The 15,904-nt window shown below is 38.2% G+C and carries 15 protein-coding genes and 1 pseudogene; 11 read left to right on the top strand and 5 right to left on the bottom strand.

The genetic code is table 11. From position 1 onward, the window contains the following. Positions 1 to 400 precede the first annotated feature (400 nt). Both HQN90_RS35945 and HQN90_RS40080 read left to right on the top strand, forming a co-directional pair. Complete coding sequence (locus HQN90_RS35945; protein WP_173227639.1) at positions 401 to 547, top strand: hypothetical protein; 147 nt, start codon at positions 401 to 403, stop codon at positions 545 to 547. Between the two features lie 12 nt (positions 548 to 559). Beyond that, positions 560 to 808: an amidohydrolase family protein gene (locus HQN90_RS40080; protein WP_173227640.1), complete on the top strand. Its 249-nt coding sequence runs from the start codon at positions 560 to 562 to the stop codon at positions 806 to 808. A 49-nt stretch (positions 809 to 857) separates the two neighbouring features. Here HQN90_RS40080 and HQN90_RS35955 read toward each other — a convergent pair whose 3' ends face one another. Further along, on the bottom strand, positions 858 to 1,574 hold the full coding sequence (locus HQN90_RS35955; protein ID WP_246362988.1) for a ketopantoate reductase family protein: 717 nt from the start codon (positions 1,572 to 1,574) through the stop codon (positions 858 to 860). A gap of 15 nt (positions 1,575 to 1,589) precedes the next feature. Here HQN90_RS35955 and HQN90_RS35960 point away from each other — a divergent pair, with 15 nt between their 5' ends. The 3 genes from HQN90_RS35960 (at position 1,590) to HQN90_RS35970 (ending at position 4,330) form a co-directional block, all read left to right on the top strand. Continuing rightward, entirely contained in the window at positions 1,590 to 2,177 is a 588-nt protein-coding gene (locus HQN90_RS35960) for a TetR/AcrR family transcriptional regulator (protein ID WP_173227641.1), read from the top strand. Between the two features lie 493 nt (positions 2,178 to 2,670). Beyond that, positions 2,671 to 3,861, top strand: coding sequence for a hypothetical protein (locus HQN90_RS35965; protein WP_173227642.1), 1,191 nt, complete (start codon positions 2,671 to 2,673; stop codon positions 3,859 to 3,861). 103 nt (positions 3,862 to 3,964) lie between these two features. Continuing rightward, complete coding sequence (locus tag HQN90_RS35970; RefSeq protein ID WP_173227643.1) at positions 3,965 to 4,330, top strand: hypothetical protein; 366 nt, start codon at positions 3,965 to 3,967, stop codon at positions 4,328 to 4,330. 348 nt (positions 4,331 to 4,678) lie between these two features. Here HQN90_RS35970 and HQN90_RS38400 read toward each other — a convergent pair whose 3' ends face one another. Together HQN90_RS38400 and plsX are read right to left on the bottom strand one after the other, a co-directional pair. Then, positions 4,679 to 4,891 (bottom strand): hypothetical protein, encoded by a 213-nt coding sequence (locus HQN90_RS38400; protein WP_216855556.1) that lies wholly within the window; start codon positions 4,889 to 4,891, stop codon positions 4,679 to 4,681. A 615-nt stretch (positions 4,892 to 5,506) separates the two neighbouring features. Further along, positions 5,507 to 6,475, bottom strand: coding sequence for a phosphate acyltransferase PlsX (gene plsX / locus HQN90_RS35980; protein WP_173227644.1), 969 nt, complete (start codon positions 6,473 to 6,475; stop codon positions 5,507 to 5,509). 610 nt (positions 6,476 to 7,085) lie between these two features. Between plsX and HQN90_RS35990 the strand changes: the two genes are divergently transcribed. Both HQN90_RS35990 and HQN90_RS40085 read left to right on the top strand, forming a co-directional pair. Continuing rightward, on the top strand, positions 7,086 to 7,415 hold the full coding sequence (locus HQN90_RS35990) for a transposase (RefSeq protein WP_173227646.1): 330 nt from the start codon (positions 7,086 to 7,088) through the stop codon (positions 7,413 to 7,415). 182 nt (positions 7,416 to 7,597) lie between these two features. Then, positions 7,598 to 7,771: a transposase gene (locus HQN90_RS40085; protein ID WP_420851108.1), complete on the top strand. Its 174-nt coding sequence runs from the start codon at positions 7,598 to 7,600 to the stop codon at positions 7,769 to 7,771. 676 nt (positions 7,772 to 8,447) lie between these two features. Here the strand turns inward: HQN90_RS40085 and loaP are convergent. Together loaP and HQN90_RS40090 are read right to left on the bottom strand one after the other, a co-directional pair. Continuing rightward, positions 8,448 to 9,017 carry an antiterminator LoaP gene (loaP, locus tag HQN90_RS36000; protein WP_173227648.1) on the bottom strand — a complete coding sequence of 190 codons (570 nt, stop codon included), beginning with the start codon at positions 9,015 to 9,017 and terminating at the stop codon, positions 8,448 to 8,450. Between the two features lie 167 nt (positions 9,018 to 9,184). Next, positions 9,185 to 10,379, bottom strand: a pseudogene (locus HQN90_RS40090) (transposase). Between the two features lie 498 nt (positions 10,380 to 10,877). On the opposite strand from HQN90_RS40090, the gene HQN90_RS36010 reads away from it, so the two are divergent. From HQN90_RS36010 to HQN90_RS36025, 4 genes are all read left to right on the top strand, one after another. Beyond that, positions 10,878 to 11,660 (top strand): 4'-phosphopantetheinyl transferase family protein, encoded by a 783-nt coding sequence (locus HQN90_RS36010; RefSeq protein ID WP_246362990.1) that lies wholly within the window; start codon positions 10,878 to 10,880, stop codon positions 11,658 to 11,660. Between the two features lie 123 nt (positions 11,661 to 11,783). Then, positions 11,784 to 14,123, top strand: a complete 2,340-nt coding sequence (gene fabD / locus HQN90_RS36015; RefSeq protein ID WP_173227650.1) for an ACP S-malonyltransferase — start codon at positions 11,784 to 11,786, stop codon at positions 14,121 to 14,123. Positions 14,124 to 14,131: 8 nt separating this feature from the next. After that, complete coding sequence (locus HQN90_RS36020; RefSeq protein WP_173227651.1) at positions 14,132 to 14,941, top strand: alpha/beta fold hydrolase; 810 nt, start codon at positions 14,132 to 14,134, stop codon at positions 14,939 to 14,941. Then, positions 14,938 to 15,759 carry a methyltransferase domain-containing protein gene (locus tag HQN90_RS36025; protein WP_173227652.1) on the top strand — a complete coding sequence of 274 codons (822 nt, stop codon included), beginning with the start codon at positions 14,938 to 14,940 and terminating at the stop codon, positions 15,757 to 15,759. The genes HQN90_RS36020 and HQN90_RS36025 overlap by 4 nt, the downstream gene beginning before the upstream one ends. The last annotated feature ends 145 nt before the right edge of the window (positions 15,760 to 15,904 follow it).

Consider the following 15,904-nt stretch of genomic DNA (forward strand, 5'->3'; position numbering starts at 1 on the left):
GAAGGAATTACAATGGAGAGAGTAAAAGAAATTGCTCATTTAATAAATCACGTTACTTGAAAACCATGATATCCCTTTCACCTACTCGACACATGTGGAGTGCTGTGTGTTGTTGGTTAGGAGTAGTGTTTTGGAGCCACATTTACCTGCTTTAATAAATAGCTACTTTGCCCGAAGTTTCTAAAGTTCGGGCTATATTTGTTATAACCAAAGTAATTAATTCAGCGCAGGGCATTTGATGAGGCTTCCGTTCGTCGGATGGAGAATAGTTTTATATAATCATTAGTAGAGTTGATGTTCATCCGAACAATATCAAGACAGGTCAATTTCATTGACGTGAAAGGACTGCAAGCGAGGCATTCAGGAAGGTTCTCGACTGCCCTTCATAAACGAGCAACGGATGGTAACTCTTACGCCAGCGCTTCGTGTGAGGCGTCGAAGCGTAGGAGTTCCTTATTTCTATTTGATCATAAACATCAAGATGATGACGGGCACAGACGGGGGCTCCGGAGACAGCTGGAACACGGCAGGCTATTCGCTCCACTAGGAATTTGACGAGTTGGAGAAGGCCGGTATCCCGCCGCTTCATGTTCTTCAGATGACAACCCTGAAAGGGGCTGGATTTCTGGACCGGATGAATGATAGGGGGACCGTGGATACTGGCAGAAACGCCGATTTGGTCCATCTGGACGCCAACCCTATAGAAAGCGTACAAAATCTTCATGGTATTAACGCTGTGATACGGGCGGGTGCATACCACGATAATCAAAAGCTAAGCTCAATGAAGGAAAGGCTTGGAACAAAATAGAATCTAAGGCCAAAATTATCCGCATGATGACAGAGGATCCTGCAAATTTTTATGATATGGAATTTTCAATAGCTTTGTGTTGTTCATTGTTTTCAAATGCCACAGTAAGACGTGGTAAAGGTATACCTAACTTTTTTGCTTCTCTCACAACTTCAAGTACCGCAAAACCTGCTTTAGTATTGTTGTATTCGATGAAAAGTCGTGGTAAGCTGCCCTTTGCAAAAATAACCTTGTTAAAAAGCGTACCGAGAAGTGCTGGTGGAATCTTAGTTAACAGTAGAGAAATCGTATCAATCTTTGCACCTCTTGCTTTAAGTACAGGGATAATTCCTCTCATATTCTTACCAACATTTGCGAATGAGTCACTATGATTCATGAGTGCTGGAAAACTTCCCAGTTTTAACACCTCGGTCTCTATAGCCGCATTCATGGCAAAGTGATTCCATAGCCAGTTTTGCATATCCTTTATCCAACTAATTTTAAAATGGGCACTTTCAAATAGTTCTTTGACCTTGTTGTTAATCTGTTCAGTGCCTACCCGTGGTTTTTCCAGAAATAGCATTTTCAAAAAGCCACCTCTAAGCCTATTGTCCGTGATGCCGCCGCCTCCTCCTGGGAACCCAAAGACAACATTGTTCATAGATAATGGTGAGATCGATGATTTCAAATCTTGCCAAACGTTATTGAATATTAGGACAGGGGTGTTTCCAGCAGCAGTCGATAGTAATTGTGCTGCTTCTGGAAGTTGTTCCGTGTTGACACTCACAATAATGAGATCATAATGAATAAGCAACCTGAAATTACGGACAAAACAAGGCAAACATTTATAAATGTATTCTGTGATTTATATAGCCAAAAACCAATTGAAAAAATATCCATTCAAGAGATTGCTAACCAATCAGGATATAATCGCAGTACATTTTATCAATACTTTACGGATATCTATGAGTTGTTGGACTGCGTTGAAGAGCGTGTCTTGAAATCCATTAACGAGGAAATGGCAGGCAGAGAGTTTTCTACACATACTTTACAAGATGCACTTCAATGCTTGGAAAATGCAGAGGAAATTTCAGTTCTTAAAGCCCTCTTGGGCGACTATGGTTCTGTTCATTTTGTTGAACGCCTGAAAAGAGAAATTCCCTTTGAGAGATTGATTGTGGACTTTCCAACAAATGATGTCTTAGCACCATACATAATTGAGTTTTACATATCAACATTAATATCTATGTTTCGCCTTTGGATACGCAACGGCAAAGATCTATCATCGGAAGAATTGGTCAAGTTGGTAGATAGCCTATTTGCAAATGGGATAACACCGTATCATATCTTTGGCATGGTCAATCCGCGGCGCCCTGATTCGAAAAAGTAAGGGGACGAGGAGAAAGAGAATGAGGGACTTTAATATCGGCTCATCTTGCCATTTGGCAGGTATCATTGGCGCATTCTTGATATACAGGGTAATACGGCCTTGATTTTAACTGAACACATGATCGAACAACACTCCTATATTACTGACAATGAAAAAAATACGGTGAGCGGCAGTATGAAGTTGATTTTATCAATCAAACGGCAAAATCAATAAATTACGAAACCCGCCCATGTTAAGTGCGAGGTATGGATGTCACGGGCTTAAAAGCCTTGTAGGTAAGGGATTTTGGGGTTTACGGGTTGGAATCTGGTGGCTCTAAAATCCCTTTTTATTACCCGCAGGAACATGTAACTGGGTGGATTGAGCGGCATACAGAGTGGATTAGATGTCATTGCTTGCTGACAGAAAAGGTTAGATGTAAGGCTCTTATGAGAGAGTAGATTAGACGTGCACCCTATTAGGCGATATTTTTGTGATTTGATTTTTGGAGGTGTTGAATATAGGAAGGCAATCTGATTATCATAACAATCTAAATTCGAATCCATATGAAATAGACCCGGATATTATTAAGGGGAGAATTGGTAAAGAGGCAATTAATGCTGACGAAATTGCGGCTTACCTTACAAAGTATTCTAGAAGGGGTGTTACATTTAGCGGGAAAACAATTAGGAGGCTAATCAATAAAATATGTGATTTAAGTGCTGGGATCTTAAAAGTTACAGATTTTCAGGTTTCTAGAGATAACAATGAAGCTATGTATTTAATCCAGCCAGAATACCAAGGGTTTATTCTTCCATTAATAGATTCTAGATATTTGCTTGACAATAAAAACGACAGAAAGCTCAGTACGAGAGAAGAATTGTACAGTGATCTAGTAGTTAATCTTGAAACTTATATGTCTGAAAAAGATTTAAAAATAATCGAATCAAATCCAGCGTTTATGAATGCTAAATTGGAGTGTCTGCTATCGGAGAGCATTAATAGGCAAATTTTAATATTAATGCAAAATCTGTTTCATTCAGATGAAGTATTGCGGTATAAGTTGATGGAGAAAACACTTGACACTTTGATTGAACTAAATCGAATTTTTATGAAGCAGGAGACGCGTATTTCTTCGTCAAAATTAGTTTATGGGCGCGCTTTCGATGAAAGTGCTGATGGTGAGTATAAGAAGAACATGCTTCAAGCCGATGGGCTGGCACAATTCATTATTCAACTCTTAGGTTTGAAGATGCATGGTGAAAAGTATGAAGATCTAAGTGATGATGAAAAACTTAGTTATCCAGCACTTTGGGCAGCAGCACAAATGTATGATTTTGAAATTAAGCCAGAAACTGATGCGGGAAAAGAACTTAACAAAATCAGTGCTGCTATATCAGATAATGAGAAATTTAAAACTCTTGTAAAAAAAGCAAAGGAGATACTCAACCTTGATGATCCACGAGAATTTTTTATGTTCAAGGATATAATAAGATTGTCAGCTGCATATTACCTTATGCCATTAGTAGATGATGACGATTATAAAAATATAATAAAATTTACAGAAAATGCTATCTCTAATGATAAATGGGATGTGCTGCGAAAGTTGTATTGCAACGATGAGTGGGCGAATGATAAAACAATTCGGGAACTGAGAAGAATTAATGAACTCAGAGGACTCCACCACTGGACAACCCCTGAATGAGATATTTCCTTTGGCAATAACACTTAACTTATTTACATTAGAATCAAGCTTCAACACTGTGGCTTAGTGATAATGAAAAAATAAGAGACTGGAGTGTAATGCCATGGAAAAATGTAGTGTTATTTATGTAAAGTACGAGCCATCAGATACTATTGAGAAACAAGGAAAAAGGAGTTCTATTGAGAAGTATCTAAAACAGGGCTACTATATCAAAGAATCCCGAAATGGTTATTGGGTTTTAGTAAAACCCGTACAGGTAAACATTAAAATTAGCAATTCTTCGGGAGCTAGGACTTTTAATATAAAGCAGGATATACTCGATCTTTATAAGAAAGATAGAATTTCAGGGAAATTAACCGATAAATTTGAAAAAGATATACAAATGGAGAAGATTAGTATATATATGGATGCGGAAGGTGATTACGAAATCAGAAAAGAGATTAACAAAAACAAAGGCGTTTGCTCGTAACAATAAAGCTAAATATAAAGAGTTGAACGTTTCTCAGCCAAATAAAGCAAGGCACCCTACGCCCAAACTTCGTAGAGTGCCTTGCTTGCTTTATCGTTATCCTTCTACATCCACCGTCACGCCGTACTTGAATTCTACGGTGAACTTGTCCCCGTGGAACCGTGACTTTCTCAATCAGCCGCCTGACCAGTTGCTCGTCGTATTTGGTAATGGTGGTGGGCTGCTCCTGTAGAAATGCGCTCATGTCGGCGATTCGATTGCGAAGCTCGTCCCGACCTGCGTTTTCTACTTGAACCTTTTGCTTCTGCTCGCGCAGATGGTAGATTTCCTCCGGCGGAGCACCTCGCCTTAGTTGCCACTAATAATCATCTGGGCGAAGCTGCAGTTTTTGGTATGCACGACGCGGCGTCTGATCGATTCTACTTGCACCTGCATGAAAATTTCAAACGGGATAAAAGCCTCGTGGTTGTTTTCAACATAATATCGGGGAACAAGGCCATTATACTTAACCCGCTTTTTGGTTATAAAATCAACCGTGTTTGTTGTGCTATTGTGTGCCATAGTGGGAAGGGTTCCTATCAAATTACATTTGGATGTTTATTTCTTTTTTTTGATGTGGTAAAAATGAAGATATAAAAACCGCCCAATGTGAATTGGACGATTGATAAAATGAAATGTACACATTTTCACTTTGAAGAGAGGTGCTTTATGGGAGAATGGGCAAAACCTAATAATTTTTCTGCTGCCTTTAGATTAACTAGTTCGAAATATGCTGATGATCAATCAATTGAGTATGTCGCAACTGACTGAAGCCGATCCAGATGAAATCTTTATGGAGAGGGATATAAGGCTCCGCTACGACTGGATGCTCAGGGCACAGCAAGAAAGTAATGCATATCGACATAAGATACAGTAGGTGATGGAATGGTTGTATAAAAATGAATAGCTTATATTAAAAATATTAAGTGTCATATTCATATGATGGGGAACCGGATTAATTCTTGCCAGTGAATATTATCAGTCTGTCGAAAGTTTATTTATAGGCATTTTAATTTACGGTATATATCGAATAAGTTCGAAGCTTGAGAACAAGGCATGTTTATTCCTAATAGAAATAAAATGGGAATAATTAGAATATTTGTTCGGAACCCAAACCATCGAGCTGTTCAAGGCGATTTATTTAATGAAATTTATGTAATTGTTTACGACCAACTTTTGGGCTTGAATAATTGCATTCTTAATAGCAGTTGAGTTTGAAGATCCATGGCTCTTGATACACACTCCGTTAATCCCCAAGAGGGGAGCGCCACCAAACTCTCTATAGTCCATCTTTTTCTTGAAATCTCTGAGAGTAGGTAACAAAGTTAGCATAGCTATTTTTGTTATCATATTCTTATTAACTTGCTCTTTGAGTAATGAGAAGAACGTTTCAATAACACCTTCGAAAGATTTCAAAAGTATATTTCCGCTAAAGGCATCACAAATTATTACATCACAATGTCCTTTTAAAACATCTCTTGCTTCAACGTTACCAATAAAATTTATTTCTTCTTTAAGTAACATGTTAAATGTGGTCCTAATCAACTCATTCCCTTTGCCTTTTTCAGTTCCAACATTAAGAAGGCCAATCTTTGGATTAGTTACCCCCTTCATTTTATTCACATATAAACTTCCCATTTTAGCGTATTGAATAAGATTTTCAGGTTTGGCATCAATATTTGCTCCTAGATCTAATATGAGGACATCATTTCCGTCATAAGTGGGTATTAACTGTGCAAGTGCGGGGCGTTCAATTTCTTGTAATCTACCTATAATAAGTATTCCCATCGCAACTAAAGCACCTGTATTGCCCGCGGAAACCATAGCATCTGCTTTACCTTCCCGAATAAGGTTTCCTGCGATAACTAACGAAGATTTTTTTTTCCGTCGCACTGAACTAACAGGATCATCATGTGCTGTAATAATTTCAGAAGTATGAAACAATTGGATATTAGGAAGATTCTCTTTCAAATAAGGCTTGGCTTGATTTTCATCGCCAACTAATATTAGTTCCACATCTTTTAGTTCTTTAGCCGCTAAAATTGCTCCTTCAACGTTCATTTTAGGGGCAAAGTCCCCTCCCATAATATCAATGGCAATTCGCATGGTGATTTCCCCCAATAATTTTAATTGACTTGCTTATTGTTTTTTCTAAAAAAAAAATTTTCGGAAAATTCTAAGACATAAAAAATGCTTCCTCGTTATAGTGCATGGTTAAAGTCTACATTATAGAAAAATAGTCAATACTTCTTAATGATATGTTAATAGGATAGGAGCGGATTGACGATGTGAACTTCATTTTAGCAGTAAGGACAATATATCTAGTAGAAATGTTAAAGCTGCATCGTAATTAAAAAAAATGGAAGTTGGCCTTTGTTGAATTCGACAACAAAGAACAAGCCTAGCATTTGCTTCTTGTCGTCGAACGTGGAGCTGTACCCGCTTGCCCCTTGTGCGGGAAAGCCTGTAAATCTCATGATACAGAACCGAAAGATTGGCGGCATTTGTATTTCTGGGAGTGGAAAACTTATATGCATGCCAGAATTTCAGAAAAGTGACGCAAGTACAAGTAAAATTGGCCAGGTAGCTCTCTCAATTTCACCATGCTGTTCGAAGCGTTGGCCAAGTGATTAATGGCTGAAATGCCCCTTAATTCAACAGCCCGAGAGCTTCGAAAGCAGGGATAAAACCATGTCAGAACTGGACTTATTGGGCCGTGAAACGGATCGCCCTTGGTGAAACCTCTTCCAGACGCGGACCTCGGTATATTACCTTGTTCGTCGATGTTGACCGGAAAACCGTTTTATTCGCGACGGAAGGAAAAGGCATGGATACTCTGGAGCGATTCCATGTTCCTCTAGCTGAAAAGAACATTCCAGCCGAGCAAATCAAGGAAATAGGATGTGATATGTCGCCGTCTTTTATCCGTGGCATCGAAGAATTCTTTCAGGGAGCCGAGATCACATTTAAAAAAATTAATGTGATGAAGCTGGTTGGTGAAGCGGTCGACGAAGTACGGATTCAGGAACAAAAGCAGAAGCCCTAACTGAAACGAACTAAGTACATATGGCTGAAAAACGAAGAGTATCTCAAGGCAGAGCAGAAAGAAACCTTGATGCGGCTCAAGGAAAGAATCTGCAAACCGATTGTAAGTATCGCTTAAAGCTAGTGATGCAGAACTTCTGTACAATACCGCATATACTCGCTTATGTGTATCATCGTCAATAGATCAGCTGTGCGACTCGTTCACAACTTGCCCCTATGATGAAAGTGTCCAAAACCATAAAGCAAGATGAGGAAGGCAGCCTCCGTTGGTTTCATTGCAAGATGACGAATGGTTTGCTTGAAGGAAGTAACGGTCAGCTGCAACCAGTCAAACGAAAAGCAAGGGGATACCCGTAGAAAACTTGATTGTATGGGTCTATATGACCGCGAACAAGCTTCGTTTTCCGACGCTTGCGGCACGTCGAGTATCATATCTCTTTCCGCCTTCTTACCCGGCTTCAGATGTTGAAACAGCGGTCAAAGCACTCTCCTTGAGGGCTGTTTCAACATCTGAAAATCTCTTAATGGCGGAAAGGGTTACGAATCGATGTAGGCTCTCATACACACCCGGTAGAGTGAAGAGCCTAAAAAGTTTACTTGTCTACACTAGAGTAGGATTTGCTTACAAGACAGACGAATCACCGATAACGTTTGCTCCGGTGCAAAATTGTGATTGAAGAAATATTCTATGATACGCCGAAAAAGTCAATTAACATAGCTATGCTAAGAGAATCTACTTCAATTAATTACGTGAATAAAGTTAGATTACTAAATTTACCCAAAATTTCAACATCCTAATGAATTATATCATACCCGGAGTGCCACTTCAAAAACTCTTAAATGCCACGAAATATGCTAAAGCACATTCAGATCAGATGTTGAGTTTGGGCATGTATTTCCAAACGAAACATGGGTTGTGTGACATCATGGACTGGTATTTCCGTTACATCCTAGATTGGCAGCTTGATCTGAGCCTAGAGATAGGGGGTGGAGTCCGTGAAATTGAGCATTAGTACAGCATAAGCTTGCATTATTACAAGCGATCATCTTTTGTATATAATATCTGGACTCCAACGTCCAATATACATACTCTATCTAAAAAATTAAACTCGACTTTCGCTCTATTCTTATGTTTATCAACTCTCTTAATGATCCCCTCACGGTTTTTTAAAGGACCAGAAAGTACGGTAACATTTGAATTTTCAATAAATAATTCTGAATAATCAAGAATCCCTTCATCACCGATTAATTTTATTAAGAATTGCATTTCTTTAGAATTAATTTTCTTAAAACAATCAGATTCGTCAAAACCTTCGTCTTCATCTGGCGTATAGTAGTACTTTGGCGAATTATAATTTAGAAGTCTAATTAATGTTGGAATCTCTTTTAGTTGGTAATATATTTTGTAATCTAATTTTAACTCAATTAGTACATAACCAGGAAACATCAATTTGATGCAATGGTATGTAATACCTTGCTTTTTTTCAGGTACTTTTCTTTTTGGAATAATGCATCGAATGTTACTTTTTGATAATTTTTTATTAATAAAATCTTTGGTGATCTCCTCTTTACCTGTCTCCACAAAAAGAACATACCAGTCCATAAAATCACCTTCTGAGTTTATATTATTAAATCGTGCATTTTGCAAAATTCCATATTACAAATTTAGAATGCAGAATCTAAGGCTCAGAATCCATCTATTTTTTCTTGAGCCGGCAATAAATACACAAATAGACAGATCTACAGAATTTTTGTTTGTATTAGATGTTTTTATGCCGCAGTGTTATTCGACTTCCGAGCCATCGCAAGCGCTGAAGCCAGCAGTACGATCGCATTCAGGTATTGATGAGTCGTTACCTTGCGATTCCCCCATACGTGCAGGTCATCCGCTGTTAAGTAGGTTTTCATCCGAGAATTACAGCGTTCCACACTTGTCCTTTCGTTGTACAGTTCATTCCAGTGTTTCGAAGCTCGATGGGGACTTGAATAGCGGCGCAAATCGCTTTTCGAATCCAGCTTTACAACCATCCCATAGTTGGAAGTTAAACAAGCAGCCATACCGAGCGGGCAATCCAACTTACCCGTGGCATGGGGACAACGGAAATTAATATAATCGCCATCTGCCCGCCAATTCGTCATGGAAAACCCCATGGAGCAGCATGGCGTACCGTTAGATGTCAAATCGGCTGGAGGGGCCTTTTCGTTACGAAGGTTAATCGGAATAATGGCCTGTGCCTTTACGTTTCTTGCCGCCTCATAATTTTTGAGTTGGTCATAGCCGGCGTCCAGGATTAAGAAATCCACTTTGGTGCTGGCAGTTACTTGTTCCATCAATTCAGAATCTTTATCGCCGTCATTGACATGGTCGACTGTAACCACGAGTGCCATAGGCAGTTCACTTACGGTGTCTATGGCGAAATAAAGCTTGTATCCGAACCATTTGACCTTATTGCCGAAGGAGTCAAACTTTGCCCCCAGTGGGCATTTTCGGTTAATTCGCTTTTTCGTTTTGGCTGCTTCTTCTCGTAAGCGTGGATGGCGGCACTGTCAATTGCTACGTGGCTTCCCATGCATGATCCTTTCTTGTTTACATCGAGCAACGAGATCTTCGAAGAGACGCTTAGCTAAGTCTTTTTTTCGTCAACTCAGCAAAGAAACGGCTTAACGCTGAGATCGAAGGAGCTTCAGGTTCAAGACTAAGGCTACATTGATAATGGAAACAAAAGTCGACATCTAAGCGGTGATGCAAACCAGTGAACGTATCGATATTATTGAGTGGTGCTACAAGCAGGGCACGAATGATCCCTTGTCTGCAATGCCCGTCAGTGTCTCGAGGTGAGCGACTTTTCAATTCCTTAGCATAAGGACGTAGGTTAAGAGAGCTGAAGAAGATCGGTAATCGATTTTTTGATTCGAGTTTTTACAGTTCCTCGAAGAAAGATAGACTTTCTTGGAGAATATACAAGTGACTTCACTTCCTTGGTCGTTTTTGGGTTTAGTCGCTTGAAAACTTCGCAAAGTTGGGGTGAAGTCCCTTTTTTGTGCCCGGAAATCCTTACAACACTTGGGCTCCGATTTATGCAAAATGCTCAATCAAGAAAATATATAAAATATATATTACAATGGAATTATATGTATATATCACTCTATTTGCAATGAAAATTTGATTTTAATGAAATAAATGTCGAAAAATAGGAGGTATTATAATATATTGACATTATAAAACGTATGGTATATATTGTAAAAAAGCTTAGTTATTCTGATAATGTTTCGGCATGTCAGACTGGCGAAGCGGTCAGGTTTGAACATAAATACACCTCGACAAGAAGTGTATTAACTTGCTATGCCCATATTCTTGGATGTCCTTGTACAGTTTGTAGCTTACCAGATCAGGGTTCTTTCTCTCTCTTTCTAGTAAGCTGCAAACTTTTTTATTATCTATGGTGGTGATATCTTGGATGTAATGCATAATCATGATCTCAAAAATTTGGTATACGCCCTAACATATTCAGGGCCTTTAATACTGGAATCAACTGATGGAAAATATCGTTGTTCGTTTGGAATTTGTAAAATAAAAGATGGTAATGCAAAAGAAATGATAAAGTGGCATTTTCACAAGAGTGAACAAAATAAATTCGATGAAATTAAATACGAAAGAAGAATGAATAGTTATGTTGTGGGAAGATATGCAGGAAAATTGGCTGTTTCAGAATTTTCAGCAGAAGAGGATTTTAGAAAAATAGCCATTCATAATGGGATTATTAATCAACCGTATATTATCAGTGATTCCATTAGAAATGTTCAAATTAGTATAAGTCATTGTAATGATTTAGGTGTAGCAATAGCTTTTCCTGATGAGTTATTAATGGGGATAGACATAGAGAAAATAGATCCATCCAAGTTTGTATTTCTTAAGAGCAGTCTTACGCCTAAGGAAATGGATATATTGAAGAAGTTTAATTCTGAGGAAGATATACTGTTCATGTTTTGGACCATAAAAGAATCTCTATCAAAAGTTCTAAAAACGGGTTTAACACTCCCGTTGGAATTATTAGAGGTAAAAGAACTCACTCAGCATAGTGCAGTATATCATAGCTGTTTTGAGAATTTTTCGCAGTTTTGCTCAGTTTCCGTAGTTTCAATGGGATATATTTGTTCGATAACATTTCCTAAGAAATTAAAACTAAATATAGATGATATTCAGATGCATCAAAAAATTATTGAATCTATTTTTTTGGAACTTTAAATAGGTTTACTTTTGTCGGGGGCTGTCAATCAGAGCCTCTTTTTTTGTTTTATGGATGTTATAGACGTTAATCGCGATAGTGGATCAATGATTAAGATTAATTATGAATTGGGAGGGAATGAAATGCTAACATACGTTTTTCCAGGACAGGGATCTCAATATATAGGCATGGGAACCAACCTGTTTGAGGAGTTTAAAGAATTAGAGAAAAATGCGGATGATATATTAGGCTTTTCAGTAAAAGAACTTTGTTTGGAGGTCTCTGGTGCACGGTTAAATCAAACGCAATATACGCAACCAGCCATATATACGGTAAATGCATTAAGCTATTTGAAAAAACTGAATGAGACTGGAAGAAAACCTGATTATGTTGCGGGACATAGTCTTGGCGAATATAATGCATTGTTTGCTGCCGGAGCTTTTGATTTTGAGTCTGGACTAAAAATAGTAAAAAAAAGAGGCGAACTTATGCAGAGGGTCAAAGGAGGAGGTATGGCCGCTGTCATTGGATTAACAAAGGAGCAAGTCGATAATATCTTGAGCGAGAACCATTTTGATGGTATTGATATTGCAAATTTAAACAGTCCGAAACAAATTGTTATTGCAGGTAACAAAGAGTTGATAAATAGAGCGAAGTCCATTTTCGAGGCAAACGAGAAGGTACAACTATTTTCTGTATTAAATGTCAGTGGGGCATTTCATTCAAGATATATGAGTGATGCGATGAGGGAGTTTGAAATATTCATAAATGGATTCAAATTTTCTCCATTACAAATACCTGTAATCTCAAACGTTTTTGCTCGCCCGTACGTGGATTCAAAATTAAAAGAAACATTAGTTTCTCAGCTTACCTCATCAGTGAATTGGACAGACAGTATCTGCTATTTGATGGGAAGAGGGAATATGGAATTCGTGGAGGTTGGGCCAGGGAACGTTCTAAAATCGTTAATTCGTAGAATCCAAGCAGAAGCAGAACCTCTTATTGTAAATGAAGAGAACTGGGGTGATGGGAAGGTAGAAAGAACGGACACAAGACCAGTACCTAGTTTTTATGTGAACAAAGGCGGCCAAACATCAAATGAGGCGGATAATCATATAAAAACAGCTGAAACACAAAAAATCGTGCCAACTGATTTGGGTAGTTCTGAATTCAAAAAGGATTACAATTTAAAGTATGCTTATTTAAGTGGCGGGATGTACAGGGGCATTTCATCTGAGGAATTAGTTATACAAATGGGCAAGGCAGGAATGATGGGGTTTTATGGGACCGGAGGTAAAAGGTTACAGGATATTGAGAAAGCAGTAATTCGAATTCAAAACAGCCTGACTCAAAATCAAGCGTATGGAATGAATTTTATACACCACCCGTATGATTTGGAACATGAAGAAAAAATTATACAACTTTATTTGAAATATGGAATTAAGGTAATAGAAGCTGCCGCTTTTGTCACTATTACTCCCGCCTTAGTAATGTATCGTGCGAAAGGTCTGAAAAAAGATGCATTTGGAAATGTTGTTGCGAACAATAAAATTATCGCGAAAGTATCCAGGCCTGAGGTGGCTGAAAGTTTCTTAATGCCTGCGCCAAATAGAATTGTAGAAAAATTATTATCTTTAAACAAAATCACAAAAGATGAAGCCGAGTTATTAGTGACAGTACCGATTGCTGACGATATATGTGTAGAAGCAGATTCCGGAGGCCATACCGACGGTGGAATAGCATATACTCTAATGCCCGCAATGATTAGGTTACGTGATGATATGATGGATAAATATGGATATAAAAAGATTGTAAGGGTCGGATCTGCGGGTGGAATAGGAACCCCAAGTTCGGCTGCAGCTGCATTTATATTAGGTGCTGATTTTATACTTACTGGTTCAATTAACCAATGTACTGTAGAGGCAGGGACAAGTGATGCTGTAAAAGAAATGCTGCAGCAAATAAATGTTCAGGATACGGAGTATGCCCCTGCCGGGGATATGTTTGAATTGGGAGCAAAAGTACAAGTGTTGAAGAGGGGGGTGTTCTTCCCTGCTCGGGCCAACAAATTATTCGAACTATATCGTAGATACAATTCAATAAGTGAGCTCGATAAACAAACAAAGTCCCAATTGGAGGACAGATATTTTAAACGTAGCTTTGAAAAGGTGTTTGAAGAAGTACAAAAATATAAACCGGAAAGTGAACTTCAAAAGGCAGAAGCAGACCCTAAATTGAAAATGGCTTTAATATTTAAATGGTATTTTGCTTATACGACACAGCTTGCATTAGAGGGTAAAGAAGAAAGCAAAGTGGATTTTCAAGTTCATTGCGGCCCGGCGTTAGGAGCTTTCAACCAGTGGGTTAAAGGGACGAAGTTGGAAGATTGGAAAGAAAGACATGTCGATACAATTGGGGAGAAAATAATGTTAGAGACTGCGGAATATCTTAATTATAAAGTAACAATGTTTATGAAAGGGTGAAAACGAAGGTGTGGTTAGAAAATTTGAAGTTCATACCGGAAACAGATTCCAAAACACCTTCATTACTCTTTTTACACGGGACAAATCATGGGGCATGGTGTTGGGAGGAACATTTCCTTCCTTATTTTTCTAAAAATGGGTACCCTTCTTATGCGGTAAGCTATCGTGGTCACGGTAAAAGTGAGGGGGGCGAGAAGATTAATTCATTTTCTTTAGATGACTATGTGAGAGATGTGATTTCAACTATAAATCAACTGAAAATACAACCTGTTTTAATAGGCCATTCAATGGGGGGGGCAATAGCGCAAAAGATTTTAAATAGTTGTCCGAACAAGATAAAGGCAGTTGTTTTACTGGCATCTGTTTCGCCATTCGGAATGTTAAATGATTATTTAAAACTCTTGATTAGACATTACGGTAAGTGCGCTCAGTTGAATTCATTTAATAAAGGCCAAAATGTACCTTATCCATCAGACTTGTTTCTATCGAACGAAATTTCTAGAGAAAGATTGGAACACTTTGTTCAACAAATGCAGCCCGAATCCCGAAAAGTGATGTTAGGCCTTCTTAAACGAATTGTTCCAAAGACAATGGTCACGGACATCCCGATTCTCGTTTTGGGATCAAATAAAGATAAAATTTTTACAGTAAGAACCTGCAAATCTACTGCAATGTTTTATAAAGTTAAACCCATAATTCTTCCTAACTTAAGTCATGACATGATGTTGGATGCCAACTGGTATAAGGCTGCAGAGGTGATCCTTCATTTTATACAGAAAATATCCGCGGACGAAACAATTAGGGGGGATTCAGAGTGAACACTGGATCATATCAAGTAACGAAAATTGCTAGCAATGTAGAAAATGAAATCGAAAGATTAAAAGGCCAGGTTGAATTGTTTTGGAGAAAGGAATTAAAGCGATATATAGAGTTTGGATTACGGGATGGCATTTCGTTAGTTGAACTGGGATCCGGTCCTGGCTTTGTTATCGAAAAAGTCAAAGAGAGCTTCCCCAATATACAAGTCACAGCTGTTGAAATTGATTCTGTCTTAGTCAATTATGCCAAAAACTATTTTAAGAATAAAAAAATTGAAAATGTAAAAGTGATTAAAAAATCCATAATGGAAACAGGATTGAAGAATAATAACTTTGATTTAGCTATAACCCGTCTAGTTTTGGAACATTTGCCTGACCCGCTAAATGCTATAAGAGAAATCCATAGAATACTAAAACCTGGTGGAAAAGCAATTTTTATCGATAATGACTTCGAAATGCATTTAATGACTTGCCCCCATATTCCTAAGTTAAGAAAACTTTATGATGCCTACTGCCAGTCTCGTTATTCTGAAGGCGGGAATCCCAAAATAGGAAGGGAACTGCCAAGTCTATTAAAAAAAGGTGGGTTCGTCAACATAGATTTCGAAATAATAAATGCACATAGTGAAGTAGATGGAGATGAAAAGTTTTTTAAATCAGAGGGATTGGGCATACCTTCTAAGTTGGTGCAAGAAGGGGTTTTATCAAGCAAGGATTTAGGAGAGATATTAATCGATTGGAGAAATATGTTGAAAAATAATAATCATTCGATTATTAGACAATTGTATATGGCAGTTGGGGAAAAAACATTACAGTAGCAATAATCAGGGAATATGGAAAAGATGGCTGTATGTAAATTCGACCCTGCTTTTCAATGCTGATATATAACACGAAATTTGTCAGCGATCTGCCTTTTATTGTGTTGTGCCAAGTTTTTGGTCGCACTGGCCTTGAATTACCAAG

Origin of the sequence: Paenibacillus alba, from assembly GCF_013204855.1 — a bacterium.
Taxonomy (GTDB): Bacteria; Bacillota; Bacilli; order Paenibacillales; family NBRC-103111; genus Paenibacillus_E; species Paenibacillus_E alba.